At 43.6% G+C, this 15,112-nt stretch carries 14 protein-coding genes and 1 pseudogene; 2 read left to right on the forward strand and 13 right to left on the reverse strand.

Annotated elements, in window-relative coordinates:
- Positions 1-46: 46 nt before the first annotated feature.
- Positions 47-472, reverse strand: coding sequence for a CBS domain-containing protein (locus BM278_RS08355; RefSeq protein WP_090948946.1), 426 nt, complete (start codon positions 470-472; stop codon positions 47-49).
- 188 nt (positions 473-660) lie between these two features.
- On the opposite strand from BM278_RS08355, the gene BM278_RS08360 reads away from it, so the two are divergent.
- Complete coding sequence (locus BM278_RS08360) at positions 661-1,020, forward strand: YugN family protein (protein ID WP_090948922.1); 360 nt, start codon at positions 661-663, stop codon at positions 1,018-1,020.
- 23 nt (positions 1,021-1,043) lie between these two features.
- On the opposite strand, the gene BM278_RS08365 is transcribed toward BM278_RS08360, so the two are convergent.
- The 8 genes from BM278_RS08365 to cyoE all read right to left on the reverse strand — a co-directional run bounded on the left by BM278_RS08365 (position 1,044) and on the right by cyoE (position 8,071).
- A complete protein-coding gene (locus tag BM278_RS08365) occupies positions 1,044-1,436 on the reverse strand; it encodes an Asp23/Gls24 family envelope stress response protein (RefSeq protein ID WP_244151124.1) in 393 nt (130 codons plus the stop codon).
- Between the two features lie 156 nt (positions 1,437-1,592).
- The gene (locus tag BM278_RS08370) at positions 1,593-2,060 is read right to left on the reverse strand and encodes a DUF420 domain-containing protein (RefSeq protein ID WP_090948923.1); all 468 of its coding nucleotides are present in this window, start codon (positions 2,058-2,060) and stop codon (positions 1,593-1,595) included.
- 51 nt (positions 2,061-2,111) lie between these two features.
- Positions 2,112-3,014, reverse strand: coding sequence for a cytochrome c oxidase assembly factor CtaG (gene ctaG / locus BM278_RS08375; RefSeq protein WP_090948925.1), 903 nt, complete (start codon positions 3,012-3,014; stop codon positions 2,112-2,114).
- A gap of 117 nt (positions 3,015-3,131) precedes the next feature.
- Complete coding sequence (gene ctaF, locus BM278_RS08380) at positions 3,132-3,464, reverse strand: cytochrome c oxidase subunit IVB (protein ID WP_090948927.1); 333 nt, start codon at positions 3,462-3,464, stop codon at positions 3,132-3,134.
- Positions 3,465-3,468: 4 nt separating this feature from the next.
- Positions 3,469-4,089, reverse strand: coding sequence for a cytochrome (ubi)quinol oxidase subunit III (locus tag BM278_RS08385; protein ID WP_090948929.1), 621 nt, complete (start codon positions 4,087-4,089; stop codon positions 3,469-3,471).
- A complete protein-coding gene (gene ctaD / locus BM278_RS08390) occupies positions 4,089-5,948 on the reverse strand; it encodes a cytochrome c oxidase subunit I (protein WP_090948931.1) in 1,860 nt (619 codons plus the stop codon). The genes BM278_RS08385 and ctaD overlap by 1 nt, the downstream gene beginning before the upstream one ends.
- 32 nt (positions 5,949-5,980) lie before the next feature.
- A complete protein-coding gene (coxB, locus tag BM278_RS08395) occupies positions 5,981-7,048 on the reverse strand; it encodes a cytochrome c oxidase subunit II (protein ID WP_090948933.1) in 1,068 nt (355 codons plus the stop codon).
- Positions 7,049-7,141: 93 nt separating this feature from the next.
- Positions 7,142-8,071: a heme o synthase gene (cyoE, locus tag BM278_RS08400; RefSeq protein WP_090948935.1), complete on the reverse strand. Its 930-nt coding sequence runs from the start codon at positions 8,069-8,071 to the stop codon at positions 7,142-7,144.
- A 536-nt stretch (positions 8,072-8,607) separates the two neighbouring features.
- Between cyoE and BM278_RS08405 the strand changes: the two genes are divergently transcribed.
- The gene (locus tag BM278_RS08405; protein WP_167359604.1) at positions 8,608-9,549 is read left to right on the forward strand and encodes a COX15/CtaA family protein; all 942 of its coding nucleotides are present in this window, start codon (positions 8,608-8,610) and stop codon (positions 9,547-9,549) included.
- A gap of 24 nt (positions 9,550-9,573) precedes the next feature.
- On the opposite strand, the gene pyc is transcribed toward BM278_RS08405, so the two are convergent.
- From pyc to BM278_RS18305, 4 genes and pseudogenes are all read right to left on the reverse strand, one after another.
- Positions 9,574-13,017 (reverse strand): pyruvate carboxylase, encoded by a 3,444-nt coding sequence (gene pyc, locus BM278_RS08410; RefSeq protein WP_090948937.1) that lies wholly within the window; start codon positions 13,015-13,017, stop codon positions 9,574-9,576.
- 76 nt (positions 13,018-13,093) lie between these two features.
- Positions 13,094-14,296 carry an FtsW/RodA/SpoVE family cell cycle protein gene (locus BM278_RS08415; protein WP_090948939.1) on the reverse strand — a complete coding sequence of 401 codons (1,203 nt, stop codon included), beginning with the start codon at positions 14,294-14,296 and terminating at the stop codon, positions 13,094-13,096.
- Positions 14,297-14,425: 129 nt separating this feature from the next.
- Positions 14,426-14,719, reverse strand: coding sequence for an Fpa/YlaN family protein (locus tag BM278_RS08420; protein ID WP_425272968.1), 294 nt, complete (start codon positions 14,717-14,719; stop codon positions 14,426-14,428).
- Between the two features lie 222 nt (positions 14,720-14,941).
- Positions 14,942-15,112: pseudogene (locus BM278_RS18305) on the reverse strand (UPF0236 family protein); the annotation flags it as partial.

Below are 15,112 nucleotides of genomic sequence, written 5' to 3' on the forward strand. Positions count from 1 at the left end.
CCTGCTCTCCAAGGGGAATTCGTGCAGTAATCATTTTTTCGCTTGTCTAATGTAAAAAATCAGGACTAGAAATTTCTGTTAATGCTTGTCCAGCGCTTTCATCTGAATAGCGACTTATCGCAAGATCGCCAAGGGAAACGATTCCCACTAGCCTGTCGTACTCCACAACGGGAAGGCGACGAATCTGATGCTCCGCCATTCGTTTTGCAGCCTCCTGTACAGAAGCATCAGGAGTTATCGTGATTAATTTATCGCTCATTACTTCCGTCACTGATGTAGAACCGGGACGCTTTTCGGCGATTCCGCGCACGACTAAATCGCGGTCGGTAATCATTCCGATCAATCGTCCATGATCAACAACTGGAATCGCGCCAACGTTGAAATCGCGCATTTTTATCGCTACTTCATATACGTTATCGACAGGTGTGCAATATTTGACATCGCTCGTCATTACCTCGCGCACTGTTTGCATCATTCATCTCCCCCTTCGCCATTAGTTTCACCAAAAATAAAAAAAATAATGGAATATATAAAAACTTTTATTGGCGAAATGTAAGGTATTCATTGAAAGTTGACCGCTTTCATACTATTATAAATGAGGAAGCGTCTTATTTTTTCGCGTGCCAACAACATATCGTTTCATTAATAGGAGGAATAAATATGAAATTCGAAAACGTCGGAATTGAAAATCAAACGGTGGAACTGTCCCAATTGGACGATTTGCTTGAAAAACATGGCTTTGTGCGGGCAGGACAATGGGACTATGAGCGTGTTACATATGATCGCAAATTTCAAATTAAAAACGACATTTACTATCTTCGCGTCCAAGGTTACGCGGTGGAAGGGGACGTCGACTCGCGTTACGCGTTAATTAAGCTATTGACCCCAATACTCGGAAAATATTACTACCCACATGGCGTCGAATATGGAGAAGACGAATATTTTCCTTCATCATTAGTGAACCAATGCCAAACGATTTTAACAAAAGTGAAAGAAGAGTTGGATAAAATCCAACAATAAAAACAAAACGCATGGGGAAAGACTCATGCGTTTTGTTTTCCATCTTCTGTTGTGGACATAACGAGACGTTGCACAAACAAATGCACTCGTTCTACGATAAAAGGTGTCATCGTTTCGACTTCATGAATAATTTTCTGTTGCAATTCCGTACACAAAGAAATAATTGGGATGCCATACACGATTGTTAACGCAACCGACACCGTGCAATGACAGTCGTTCGTAAAAAAGACATTAATCGTTGTTTCTTCGCTTACGATTTCTTTTTTTTCTTGCAGGCACATCATTACAATTGTACACACAGCCGACTGAGCTACAGTGCGTTTTCGGAAGCGAACGATTTTTGCCACTCCCCTCCTCATCATTTTCATTTGGTCAGCTTCGACGCACAATGAGTGACGTGTTTCTATTCTATGCATACGCCGCGTCCTTCTCACCAAAAAGTGCAACTTGCCTGCTCGCAATATAAAAAAGTGTGCCAAAACACCAAAGCTTTTACGCCTATGTCCGGATGAGGCACGCACGTCCAGACAGCGCCATATATATAAACATCCCGACATGAAGCGTCGGGATGTTTAAAAGCCTAAAATCGCTTTAATCATCGATGTCGTTTCTCCTCCGCGGTAAAATACATATAGGAGCAAATATACGGCGATGCCGGTAACAGCCGTACAAAACCAAATCACGCTCGTAATAGGGCCTAATCGTTTATGTCTGATAAGATTATTTTTTAATCCTGATAATATCGTAACAATTCCAAAAATAGCACCTACTGTCGCTAAGAAAATATGAAAGATTAAGAATATCGTGTAGTAAATACGGACGCTTTCGGGACCGCCGAAGCTCGTGTTCCCAATAAATAAAGTTCTTGACATATAAATGATAAAAAACAATAGCGCAAACAATGCTGCCCGCAGCATTACTTTTTTATGCGCTTCGACGTTTCGTTGCCGTATTAAGTACCACCCATACCCTACTAGCACCGCACTAATGACAATACAGCTTGTACTAATAGTCGGTAAAACTGGAAATGAATGTTCCATATCCCGTTCCTTTCTATGACATCTTAATGGTTTGTGATAATTGCTAAAACATTACAGTTCAGAAGGTTGCGGCGATGCAACCGTTTCCTTTTTTTCCTTTTCCTGCTCTTTTCGATACCATTCCATAAAGACGAAAAAGAGCACAGTGCCATAAACGATTTCTTGAATAATTTTCATTAATATCCCGCCAAGCTGCTGATCGTAAAGAAGCGGAACGGAAAAGAACATCTCTGGTCCTGTTAAATCAAGAGAAGCTAGCGTCCCAGCGGGAACACAAAGGGCAAGCGACTCCATCCACATTTGCGGATCGTAATAAGTCGCATACAACGGCTTACCCGCGAAAATAATCAAAGCGCACGCCGGCGTCAACAAAACGCCGTCTGCAAAAATATACCCTATCTTTTTCAGGCCGCTAAGAGACTGCCATTCCGACATTTTATTGACTAGAGGCCACCACATCATCCATGCAGCGATAAAAATCATCGTGGTAATTACCGCATGATAAAGCGCATTGCTTTTCACTAAGTCAAAAATAAATGGAATGTGATAAAGCGAGAACAATCCATTAAATAAAACGAGCGCAACAAGCGGTTTTGTCAAAAACGTTACGGCCGCCTTTACCGGCCGAATTTGAAAGAGTCGCTCAAATAGCCAATTCGGTATTCCTAAAATAAGCAATTGCGGAACAAGCAAATTTAATATTGCCATTTGTACCATATGGGCGCTAAATATCAAATGACCGAGCAAATCGATAGGCGAACCTTGGCAAACGTAAAGCAACGCGATACCTAAGACAAAATACGCTTTCTGCTTACGCGTTGGCGGTCCTTCGTTTGTAAAACGAGTTCGCCACGGTCCGACAACCATAAAATAAAGGAACGTGACTAGCAAGAGAAACGCAAGAAAATAGGGGCTCCATAACGCGACAAAGCCAAACATGCTTAACGACGCCATCTTTATTCACCTCAATCTTTCACCTTTCATTATACAACATTCATAACGTTTGTCTATTGTTAAACGCTATCATTTAACAAAAAGGGAATCAGCGAAAAAAGCTGATTCCCTTTTTGTTTACCACCAAACAATTGTCGCAAACGCCCAAACGGTTAAGAAAGCAACAAATACACCGCCATACATGAATATCGCTGGAAATTCATGCCCTTTATGGCTCATATGCATAAAATAATACAATTGGAACATCACTTGCACAATAGCAAGAAGAAGAATAAATGGAATGGAAAACCAATGTGAAAACTTGTCATAGCCGACCGCAAAAAACGCAATCAATGTTAACAAAATCATCAACACAAACGAAATAACTTGACGTTTCATCTCTTCGGCGTTTTTCTTGCGGCGGTACGCCAAATTCACGTTTGGATTTTCAGAATTCGCGTGTTGTGCCATACGATCACCCCACCATTCCCATTAAGTATACAACCGTGAAAATGAATACCCATACGACGTCAATAAAGTGCCAGTAAAGGCTTGCCAAATAAAATTTCGGCGCATTGTAAAGGTTCAAACCGCGCTTTGCGTTGCGGATCATCAGCGTTAAAATCCACGACAACCCAAACGCAACGTGGCTACCGTGCAAGCCGACTAGCGTATAAAAAGCAGAGGAGAACGCGCTTGTTGAATATTTTAATCCTTCATGCACATACTCATAGAACTCAAAAATTTCCAATCCGAGGAAAGCTAGACCTAACAACACAGTAATGCCAAACCAAAGCTGCATCTTTTTAAAATCAAAGTTTTTCATATGATGTATAGCGTAAACGCTCGTTAAGCTACTTGTTAATAGAAGCATCGTAGCAACGAACACGACCGGCATTTGAAACAGTTCCTCTGACGTCGGTCCCCCAGCCGTTTTATCCCTAAGCGCGATGAAAGTGGCAAAGAGGGAGGCGAAAAGAACCGTTTCGCCCCCTAAGAAAAACCAAAATCCTAAAAATTTATTTTTCCCTTCGAGGGTGGCTCTTTCAGGCTCTGCTGGAAATGTTTCCGCCGTTAATTTTTCTTCAACGTGCATTATGCCTTAACCCCCTTTTTCTCGGCTTCGATAATCTCATCTTTATGAATGTGGAAACCGTAGTCATCAATGATAGAGCGCAAGAACATAGAACCGAACGTAATCACTAATCCAAGAATCGCAACCGGTAAGCCCCAAGAATAATCGTTATGATACAAGAAACCAAAGGCAGAAACAAACAATCCAAGCGAAATGACAAACGGCAAGACAGATGGATTCGGCATATGAATGTCTCCAAGCGGTTCTGCCGGAGTCAAGCCTTTTTTGCCTTCCATTTTTTCTAGCCAGTAAGCATCTAAACCGCGAACGAGCGGGATTTGCGCAAAATTGTATTCAGGCGCCGGAGAAGAGACAGCCCACTCAAGCGTACGCCCGACTCCCCATGCATCCGCTTCCGCTTTTTTTCCACTGATAGAACTAATCACAACGTTGATCAAAAGAATGATAACACCGGCCGTCATGAAGAAAGCACCAATTGTACTAACGAGGTTGCCAGTGTCCAAACCTTGGTTCGGCAAGAACGTAAATACGCGACGCGGCATTCCCATTAGGCCAAGGAAGTGTTGGATAAAAAATGTCAAATGGAAACCGACAAAGAATAACACGAACGTAATTTTCCCTAACGCTTCATTAAGCATCTTGCCGAACATTTTCGGCCACCAATAATGCGTACCGGCTAGGAGCGCAAACACAACCCCGCCGACAATGACGTAGTGGAAGTGAGCTACGACGAAATAGGTGTCATGGTATTGATAATCCGCCGGCGCTGATGCAAGCATGACACCTGTCACACCGCCCATGACAAATGACGGAATAAACGATACCGCATATAACATCGGCGTTGTAAAGCGGATGTTTCCGCCCCACATCGTAAATAACCAGTTAAAGATTTTAATACCGGTAGGAACCGCAATCGTCATCGTAGCCACGGCAAAGATGGCGTTAGCCACAGGTCCTAAACCGACTGTAAACATATGGTGAGCCCACACCATAAATCCTAAAAATCCGATTAATACGACGGCAAATACCATCGAAGAGTATCCGAATAAGCGTTTTCGCGAAAAAGTTGCAATAACTTCAGAGAAAATGCCAAACGCCGGCAATACTAAAATATATACTTCCGGATGGCCGAAAATCCAGAATAAGTGCTCGTAAATAATCGTGTTTCCGCCTAAAGCCGGATCGAAGAAATTAGCGCCAAACAAGCGGTCTAACATTAGTAAAAGCAAGCCGACCGTCAATGGCGGGAACGCGAATAAAATTAACGCAGAAGCGACGAATGTCGTCCAAGTAAACATCGGCATGCGCATGAACGTCATGCCTGGTGCGCGCATTGTAACAATCGTAACAAGAAAGTTAATACCGCTAATTAATGTACCAAAACCGGAAATTTGCAAACCTAACAAGTAAAAATCAATTCCGTGTCCCGGTGACTCAAGCGATAAAGAAGCATAAGACGTCCAACCTGCATCAGGTGCTCCGCCTAAAAACCAAGAACAGTTTAAAAACACTCCGCCGAAGAAAAACAACCAGAACCCTAATGCGTTCAAGAACGGAAACGCGACATCACGCGCGCCGATTTGCAACGGTACAACCGCGTTCATTAACGCGAACAATAAAGGAGTTGCCGCGAAAAAAATCATCGTTGTACCGTGCATCGTCATCACTTGGTTAAACAGATCGCCATTTAGAAAATCGTTGTTCGGCTTCATCAGCTGGATGCGCATAAGCAGCGCCTCAAGACCGCCGATAAGGAAAAAGAGACCACCGGCAATCAAATAAAGAATCGCAATTTTTTTATGGTCAACCGTTGTAAGGTAGTCCCATATTAAGCTCTTTTTGCGAGCAGCTGTACTCACGATTGTAACCCCCTTTGTGGCAGATTTCGCTATTATTCAACCTTTAAGCTCATTAAATATTTAGCCAATGCATCAATTTGCTCGTCCGTCAATTGACCGTAAGTGCCCGTCATTTTGTTTCCAGGTTTAACACTTTCCGGATCTTTTAACCATTTTTTCAAGTTTTCTTCGTTATGTTCCAAAACGCCAGCAATGCGTTCACGATCGCCAAAGTTCCCTAAGTTTGGTGCTGTGCGCGCTTGCTCTGGGCGTTTATCCACCGGAGTAACCGCGTGACATCCGATACAGCTTTTGTTGAAAATCGCTTCCCCTTGCTTAGCGACCGGATCAGTAACAACTGGTTTAGCGTTTTTCATTTTTTCGATCCATTGATTAAATTCTTCTCTAGGAACCGCCTTCACTTTAAAGTCCATCAACGCATGGGAAGGACCGCAAAGCTCCGCGCATTTTCCATAGAAAATGCCGTTTGCTTTTTCCGCATCTTTTTGGTCAAACTCCAACCAAAATTGGTTTTTGTTGTCGTTGTTAGCGTCTATTTTCCCACCGACTGCAGGAATCCAGAAGGAGTGTTTCACATCGGATGCTTTTACATTAAAATACACCCGCTCATTTGTCGGAACGACTAAATCTTGGCTTGTAATTACTCCATAATCAGGATATTCGAACTCCCACCAGTAAAGATTTGCGCGAACGTTGACAACAAGCGTATCTTTGTCCCGCTTTTCTTTGTTCATCGGCTTTACATCAGCAAGATCAAACGCCGCTTTCACTGTCGGAACTGCCAAAATAATCAAAAGAATAATCGGTATGACAGTCCAGGTAATTTCAAGTTTATGGTTGCCTTCCACTTGTTTTGGAATTTTGTTTTCTTGACCTTTACGTTGCCGGAAGCGAATGACAACGTATACAAAGATAATGGTTACAACAATGACAACGAGAACCATGATGGCCGTGCTGAGCAGCATGAGCGAATACTGCTTGTCTGCCACTTCACCGGCTGGCTGAAGCGTTGATAAAAACGGCTTGCCGCAGCCAGCCAATAAAAGCGCCATTACGCTAAAAAGAGACAATAAGCGCCAACTATGTAGCCACTTTTTCATAGCCTAATCAAACCCCTCTTTCTCTAAAATAATTAAAAGTATATAAATTCTTTCTCTGTTATGGAAAGAATTATAAACGAACTGGACAAATGGTTAGTCAATCGTCACGATGACCATTGCCACGAATAAAATAGTTAAATAGTTCAGCGAGTATACAAACATCCATTTTGCCCATTTTAAGTCATCTTTCATTTTAAACCCGTATAGCCCCAATATGAGCCATCCTACGTTTAATAACGTAGCAACCGTTAAAAATGGCGTGCCTAATGAAAATAAATAAAACGGTAGCGGCAACAGGCACGCGACCCATATTACCATTTGCCGTTTCGTCATCGCAAAGCCATGGACGACCGGCAGCATTGGAATCCCCGCAGCTCGATATTCCTCGCATCGCTTCATCGCCAACGCTAAAAAATGCGGAGGCTGCCATAAAAACATTAATAAAAACAGAACGAATGGGACAACATGAAAATGCGGATCGACCGCCGCCCATCCTATAACCGGAGGCATCGCACCAGAGATGCTTCCGACAACGGTATTTAACGTGTAATTTCGCTTCGTCCACATCGTATATAAAAACACATACGTCACTACGCCAATCAAACCGAAAATGGCCGCAGCGACTGTCGTCATCAGCAAACTCAACGTTCCTACTGTTATTAACACGATCCCTAGCCACAGCACGCGTCTCGGCTCGATCGTTCCTGTAACAGTTGGTCGCTTTTTCGTGCGCTCCATTAAATGGTCAATGTCACGATCGATATAGTTGTTAATGCTGCACGAACCAGCAATAATAAGCGCGGAACCAAATAAAGCAAAAAAGACAATATGGAGATTTTCTAAAAATTTTTCCCCCATAAAGTACAAAGCGAGCCATAATCCAGTGAACGTTGTAATTAAATTGGAATGGACAATTCCTATTTTAATAACAGCTGATATTTCTTTCCAAATCGATTTTATATTTGCATGCGGGCGCTCCTCTAATTGGATCGTCGTTTCATGCGCCGCTTTCAAATTTGCCATCACTTCGTTCCTCCTTACTGCAAATGCGCCAATGACGCTTTCGACAAATAGCTTCGCAGAGCGTGCATACGCCATGTAGCGATTTTTCATCATCCATCATAACGTATTGTAACACATTTAAAAAGAAAAGTATCTCCTGTTTGTCACTATTTGTCATGAAAACCTATTTTCTATTGTATATTAAATCACATTTTTTTAGTGGATTGTGAATTTTTTTTGAATAATTTGTGTCAATTTTTTGAATGAAACAAAGCAAGTTGCTTAACCACGCTAAACGAAAGCGCTTTTTTATCCCATTAATATTTCTAGCAAACTTCTTAACATTATTCAATATGGAAAAAGGAGTTTCATAAACCCGTTCTCCACAGCCAGCGCAAACGCTTAGCTGAGTTTATTTTTTGGCTGAATCCGTGTAAAATGGACAGTGGCGAAATTGCCCTTGCGATCGCTTTCGTGTAATATTAATGATATCAGCGCATACTTTACACTGGAATTATTGACAAAACAACATTTTTTCATACAGGAAGGTGAAAATTTTGCAGCGTTCATTAAAATGGTTTGCCTCACTGACGACATTGGCGATGTTATTCGTGTTGATTGGTGGAGCATTAGTGACAAAAACGAATTCTGGAATGGGATGCGGGCGGTCCTGGCCGCTTTGCAACGGGCAATTGATCCCATCGGAAATTACGCCTGAACTTGTTATTGAGCTCAGCCACCGCGTCGTATCCGGCGCTGCCGGCATCATGGTGCTCATCTTGTCGATTTGGGCGTGGCGCGCCATCGGGCATATTCGGGAAACAAAGTTTTTGGCGGCTGTGTCGTTTTTATTTCTTGTTCTGCAAGGCTTGATCGGCGCCGCTGCTGTCGTATGGGGACAATCTGATTTCGTGCTCGCTTTGCATTTCGGCATTTCGCTTATTTCATTCGCTTCTGTATTTTTGCTGACACTATTAATTTTTGAAGTCGATAAAAAATTCGATACCGAATCGTTAGTGATCGACTCCAAAATGAAATTTCATATTTACGGCATTATCGTCTATTGCTATATTGTCGTTTATACGGGAGCACTAGTCCGCCATAAAGAGGCAAGCTTAGCTTGTCCAAGCTGGCCGCTCTGCGCGAAAACGCGAATCATTCCTGTACAGCTTCATGAATGGGTGCAAATGGGGCACCGAATTGCCGCTGGGCTGCTTCTCATATGGGTGATTGCCGCGACGGTTCACGCGGCCAAGCAATATAAACAGCAATTTGTCATTTACTGGAGTTGGATCATTTCTCTCGTTCTCGTTCTATTGCAAATCGTGACAGGGGCAATGATTGTATTTACCGATTTAAACTTATATATCGCTCTTGCGCACGCTCTATTTATTTCTTGTTTGTTCGGTGTGCTAAGCTATTTGACGATGCTCGCCGTAAGAAGCGATCGACAAAAAATCGAATCATTCCAATCGAAGCTGTCCGCAACAATGAAATAGGCGCTGGAAATCCAGCGCCATCATTTATTTCGTCAGTTCAATCAATAGATCCCCCGTTTGAATAGCATCACCGTTTTTCACATAAATGTCTTTAATGACTCCGGAAAACGGTGCCTGTACCGTCGTTTCCATTTTCATCGCTTCCGTAACCATTAAATGATCGCCTTTATTCACTTTTTCCCCTTTTTCCACCAACACTTTTACTACCGTTCCCGGCATCGTCGCTGCGATATGATTCGGATTCGTGCGGTCTGCTTTAATGCGTTCCACGACCGCCGATTTAATGCTTTCATCGCGAATAATCACTTCGCGCGGTTGTCCGTTCAATTCAAAATAAACGACGCGCGTGCCGTCTGCTTGCGGCTGTCCAATGGAAACGAGTTTGACAATCAGCGTCTTTCCTTTTTCAATCTCGACTTCGATTTCTTCGCCAAGACGCATTCCATACAGGAATGTTGGCGTATCAAGGACAGAAATATCGCCATATTTTTTCACTGTTTCCGCGTATTCCAAAAATACTTTCGGGTAAAGTGCGTAGGCGATCACATCAAAATCAGTCACTTCGCGATCTAACACATGGTATAATTCTTCTCTTAATTTATGAAAATCTACCGGCTCCAGCAATTCGCCCGGCCGAACGGTAATCGGTTCGCGGCCTTTTAAAATAATGCGCTGCAATTCTTTCGGGAATCCGCCATGCGGTTGTCCCAAATACCCTTCAAAAAACTCCACGACGGAATCCGGGAAGTCAAGCGTTTCGCCGCGTTCGAAAATATCTTGTTCGGTTAAATTATTTTGCACCATGTAAAGCGCCATATCGCCGACGACTTTCGATGACGGCGTTACTTTGACGATATCGCCAAACATATCGTTTACGCGGCGATACATTTCCTTCACTTCATCCCAACGATCTCCAAGCCCGACGGCTTTCGCCTGTTGCTGCAAGTTGCTGTATTGCCCGCCAGGCATTTCGTGCATATACACTTCCGTATGCGGCGAATTCATGCCGCTTTCAAACTCTTGGTAAAATTTCCGCACATCCTCCCAATAGCGGGAAAGCTGCTCAAGCCCTTGTATATTGATTTCCGGCGCGCGCTTCGTTCCTTCTAGCGCGTAGTAAAGCGTATTGGCGCTCGGCTGCGAAGTCAAACCCGCCATCGAGCTGACAGCGACATCGACGATATCGACTCCGGCTTCGATCGCCTTTGCATACATATAAATGCCGTTTCCGCTCGTATCGTGCGTATGAAGATGGATCGGAATATCGACCGTTTCTTTCAACGCGGAAATAAGCACATATGCGGCTTCCGGCTTCAACAGACCAGCCATATCTTTAATCGCCAAAATATGCGCTCCCGCTTGTTCCAATTCTTTGGCGATCGTTTTATAGTAATCAAGATTATATTTCGGACGGCCCGGATCTAAAATATCCCCAGTATAGCAAACGGCCGCTTCAGCGATTTTTCCCGTTTGTCGAACGGCGTCAATCGCCACCGTCATCCCTTTTACCCAGTTTAAGCTGTCAAAAATGCGGAACACATCGATCCCAGCTTGCGCCGATTTTTCGACAAATTCGCGAATCACATTATCCGGATAGTTTTTATATCCAACTGCGTTGGCAGAACGCAACAGCATTTGGAACAAAATATTTGGAATTCGTTCGCGCAACTTTAGCAAACGGTCCCACGGATCTTCCTTTAAAAAGCGGTACGCAACATCAAACGTCGCTCCTCCCCACATCTCCAGAGAGAATAAATTTGGCAATAAGCGCGCTGTCGGTTCGGCGATGCGAACTAAATCAATCGTGCGCACGCGCGTCGCAAGCAACGATTGATGCGCGTCGCGGAACGTCGTATCCGTCAACAACACGCGATTTTGTTCCTTAATCCATTGTACAAGCCCTTCTGCTCCTTTTTCATCAAGAATTTGCTTTGTCCCGCTTGGAATTGGCTCTTTATAGCTTACTTTCGGAATGCGCGGCTTATCAAAAACTGGTTTTTTCTTTTTGCCGATGCCTGGAAAGCCGTTTACCGTAACGGTGCCGATATATGTCAGCATTTTTGTGCCGCGGTCTTTTCGGCGCGGAAATACAAACAGCTCCGGCGTCGTATCAATAAACGACGTATCGTACTCCCCTGATAAAAACTTTGGATGCTGCACGACATTTTCTAAAAATGGAATATTTGTTTTAATTCCGCGGATTCGGAACTCCCGCAAGTTTCGCAACATTTTTCTTGCGGCTTGCTCAAACGTGAGCGCCCACGTGGACAATTTCACAAGCAACGAATCGTAGTACGGCGTAATGACCGCTCCTTGGAATCCGTTACCTGCATCGAGGCGCACGCCAAAACCGCCGCCGGAGCGGTATGCCATAATCTTCCCTGTATCTGGCATAAAGTTGTTTAGCGGATCTTCCGTGGTGACGCGCGATTGAATCGCATATCCGTTAATGCGAATATCTTCTTGTTTCGGAATGCCGACTTCTTTGCTATGAAGCGAATAGCCGTCGGCGATCAAAATTTGCGATTGGACGATATCGATCCCAGTGATCATTTCCGTAATCGTATGCTCGACTTGGATGCGCGGATTGACTTCGATGAAATAAAAATCGTCGCCGGATACGAGAAACTCGACCGTTCCCGCGTTCACGTACCCTACGTTTTTCATGAGTTTGACGGCAGCTTCACATATTCTTTGCCGCAGTTCATCGGATAACGAGACGCTCGGCGCTACTTCCACCACTTTTTGATGGCGGCGCTGCACGGAGCAGTCCCGTTCATAAAGGTGAACAATATTCCCTTCATAGTCGCCTAAAATTTGCACTTCGATATGCTTTGGTCTTTCAATCAGTTTTTCCACATACACATCGTCGCTGCCAAACGCGGCTTTCGCTTCCGATTTTGCCCGCTCGTACGCTTCTTTCACTTCCGATTTCGAACGGACGATGCGCATGCCGCGGCCGCCGCCGCCCAACGCCGCTTTAATAATGATCGGGTAGCCATACGTTTCGGCAAAATGAATCACTTCTTCTAAACTATGTACCGGTCCGTCGCTTCCCGGAATAACCGGAATTCCTGCTAACTCTGCTTGACGGCGGGCTTTCACTTTATCGCCGAACATATCTAAATGTTCTTCGTTCGGACCGATAAAGATAATTCCTTCTTCTCTGCACCGCTTTGCAAATTGAATGTTTTCCGAAAGGAAGCCGTATCCCGGATGAATCGCATCGACATCGTGGGCTTTGGCAATTTCAATAATCCCTTCGATGTCTAAGTACGCTTCAATCGGCTTTTTCCCTTCGCCAACTAAGTACGCTTCATCCGCTTTATAACGATGGTAAGAACCAGTATCTTCCTTTGAATAAATCGCTACGGTGCGAATACCGAGTTCCGTGCAAGCGCGGAAAACGCGAATCGCGATTTCTCCGCGGTTTGCGACAAGCACTTTATGAATTTTGCGTGTTCTCATTGTCTTTCCTCTCCTCCTCCTTTTTAATAAAACTATAACGGTTTTTCTTTTTTGTAAATATGTTTTTCTAAAAAAGTCAGATTCTTTTTTGCAATTTTTCTACGATTTTCACCTTTCTTTTATAATTTTCTTCGTATTTCGTAAACATCGATACGTTGACAAGCAGTCCGAGGGAAGTCATAAATATCATGAGCGAAGAGCCTCCGTAACTAACAAGCGGCAATGGAACTCCGGTAATGGGAATCACCCCTGTTACACCGCCGACGTTAATAAACGTCTGAATGCCAATCATGGCAGAAATGCCGATCGCAAGAAGGCTGCCAAACGCGTCATTGCATTTTCTCGCAATCCATAACCCTCGCAACACGATAAAAGCTAAAAGGCCTAATGTAAATACTACTCCAAAAAGCCCCAATTCTTCGGCGATAATCGACATGATAAAATCGGTGTGCGACTCAGGCAAATAGCCGTATTTTTGAATGCTTTTTCCTAGCCCTAATCCTTTTATTCCTCCTAATCCAATCGCCAAATAGGAATTAACGAGCTGAAAACCTTCGTCATTCGCGTATTTAAACGGATCCAAAAAGCTATAAATCCGCGACATTCTCTCTTTCGAAAAAATATCATCACCAAAAACAGGAAAAATAATTGGGGACGCGACAGCAAAAACAAGCGTAAAAAATAGAAATTGTTTAAACAATAAACGAAGGCGCAATCCCGATGAAAAAATTAAACAAGCAGCGATCGCCAACACGATCATCGCCGTCCCAAAATCTGGCTGAATGGCGATTAAAAAACAAATAAACAACGTATAGTAAATCGGAAACAAATTGCTTTTCGCAGGCTGTGCCAATCTTTTTTGTTTATTGGCAAACACTGCCGCTAAATAAACGATTAATCCAAGCTTCGCAAGCTCCGCCGGCTGCACGCTCCACACTCCCACACGAAACCAGCTTGTTGCGTTATTTGCGGTGTGCCCGAGAAAAGCGACCGCTATTAGCATGAGTGGCGACGCAAAAAAAATCGCTTTTACCAATTTTTCTGTCGCCCATATTTTATACGGGACAACCAGCGTAATGAAAAAACAAATAAACGAGACAATCAGCCATAGCTTCTGCCGCTGATAAAAATAGTCGCTCGGCACTTCAAAGCGAATGACGGCAGAAATCATGCTTGAGCTATATACCATAATCAACCCGAATAGCGAAAGCATCACAACCGCGATAATAAGCGGATAATCATAACATTTCATAATCTTTTTGATTAATTCCCTATCCATCATTCCTCTTCCCTATTGATAATGGTGTTAAATCATTAAAACAATTCGCAATAGAACGTTGTTTTCCTTCTTAAAAACAGAAAAACTCAAACGATTGTAGCTTTCAACCGTTTGAGTTAGCATTTATTTTTATCGTACGCGCTTTTTTGTCACCGCTTCGTGGAGCGCCGAAAGCTCCCGCTCTAATCGGTCAAGCAGCGACTTGCCCTTCTTCTCGTCCACAAGCCCGAGACGCACCGCAAAATCGATCTCCCGTGACAAACCAAACATTTGCGTATCAAGTACTTCTTCGTAAAGAGGGCATTGCGGCATCGTCAAATTATCCATTTGCACTCGAATGAGCTTTACGATCTTATCCGCATCCGCTTGCAGAAGCGCGTACGCTTTTTCGCGATAGTTAATGGCATCACTTGTCACATCCATCCCTCCGTTCTCCCCTAATCCTTCTTTAAATCTTAACGTGAAATGCGCAATTTTGCAAGTTGAAACACTTGTCAGAGTCAGTCAAGACTTTGTGGGAACTTTTTTGGTTCGCTAAAAAACAGGTGTAAGTCATAGGTTAGCGAACCATTTTTTTGAATTTCATCCGTAAGCGCTTTCGGACTCTCATCCCTTGCCATGACAGACCAATATGTATACCTTTTTTTACCATCCCTTGAGTTCAGACAGGGCATGATAGATCGGAGTCCCGGACGATTGCTGTAAATATGGCACGTTATTCCGCGTTACCTCCGGAAGAAGACGGCGGACGCGTTGTTTCGCCTTGTTCACGACCGTCTGTTTGGTGGATGTCGTCGACGCCGTTTCCTCAGCCGG

The sequence above is a fragment of the Parageobacillus thermantarcticus genome (assembly GCF_900111865.1).
Lineage (GTDB): Bacteria > Bacillota > Bacilli > Bacillales > Anoxybacillaceae > Parageobacillus > Parageobacillus thermantarcticus.

What these genes read in the sequence shown, in the direction of transcription:
- BM278_RS08415 (WP_090948939.1), bottom strand. Translation starts at nt 14,296, where the DNA reads ATGGATAGGGAATTAATCAAAAAGATTATGAAATGTTATGATTATCCG.
- BM278_RS08370 (WP_090948923.1), bottom strand. Translation starts at nt 2,060, where the DNA reads ATGGAACATTCATTTCCAGTTTTACCGACTATTAGTACAAGCTGTATT.
- pyc (WP_090948937.1), bottom strand. Translation starts at nt 13,017, where the DNA reads ATGAGAACACGCAAAATTCATAAAGTGCTTGTCGCAAACCGCGGAGAA.
- coxB (WP_090948933.1), bottom strand. Translation starts at nt 7,048, where the DNA reads ATGAAAAAGTGGCTACATAGTTGGCGCTTATTGTCTCTTTTTAGCGTA.
- BM278_RS08360 (WP_090948922.1), top strand. Translation starts at nt 661, where the DNA reads ATGAAATTCGAAAACGTCGGAATTGAAAATCAAACGGTGGAACTGTCC.
- ctaG (WP_090948925.1), bottom strand. Translation starts at nt 3,014, where the DNA reads ATGGCGTCGTTAAGCATGTTTGGCTTTGTCGCGTTATGGAGCCCCTAT.
- BM278_RS08420 (WP_425272968.1), bottom strand. Translation starts at nt 14,719, where the DNA reads ATGGATGTGACAAGTGATGCCATTAACTATCGCGAAAAAGCGTACGCG.
- cyoE (WP_090948935.1), bottom strand. Translation starts at nt 8,071, where the DNA reads ATGGCAAATTTGAAAGCGGCGCATGAAACGACGATCCAATTAGAGGAG.
- BM278_RS08385 (WP_090948929.1), bottom strand. Translation starts at nt 4,089, where the DNA reads ATGCACGTTGAAGAAAAATTAACGGCGGAAACATTTCCAGCAGAGCCT.
- BM278_RS08365 (WP_244151124.1), bottom strand. Translation starts at nt 1,436, where the DNA reads ATGCATAGAATAGAAACACGTCACTCATTGTGCGTCGAAGCTGACCAA.
- BM278_RS08355 (WP_090948946.1), bottom strand. Translation starts at nt 472, where the DNA reads ATGCAAACAGTGCGCGAGGTAATGACGAGCGATGTCAAATATTGCACA.
- ctaF (WP_090948927.1), bottom strand. Translation starts at nt 3,464, where the DNA reads ATGGCACAACACGCGAATTCTGAAAATCCAAACGTGAATTTGGCGTAC.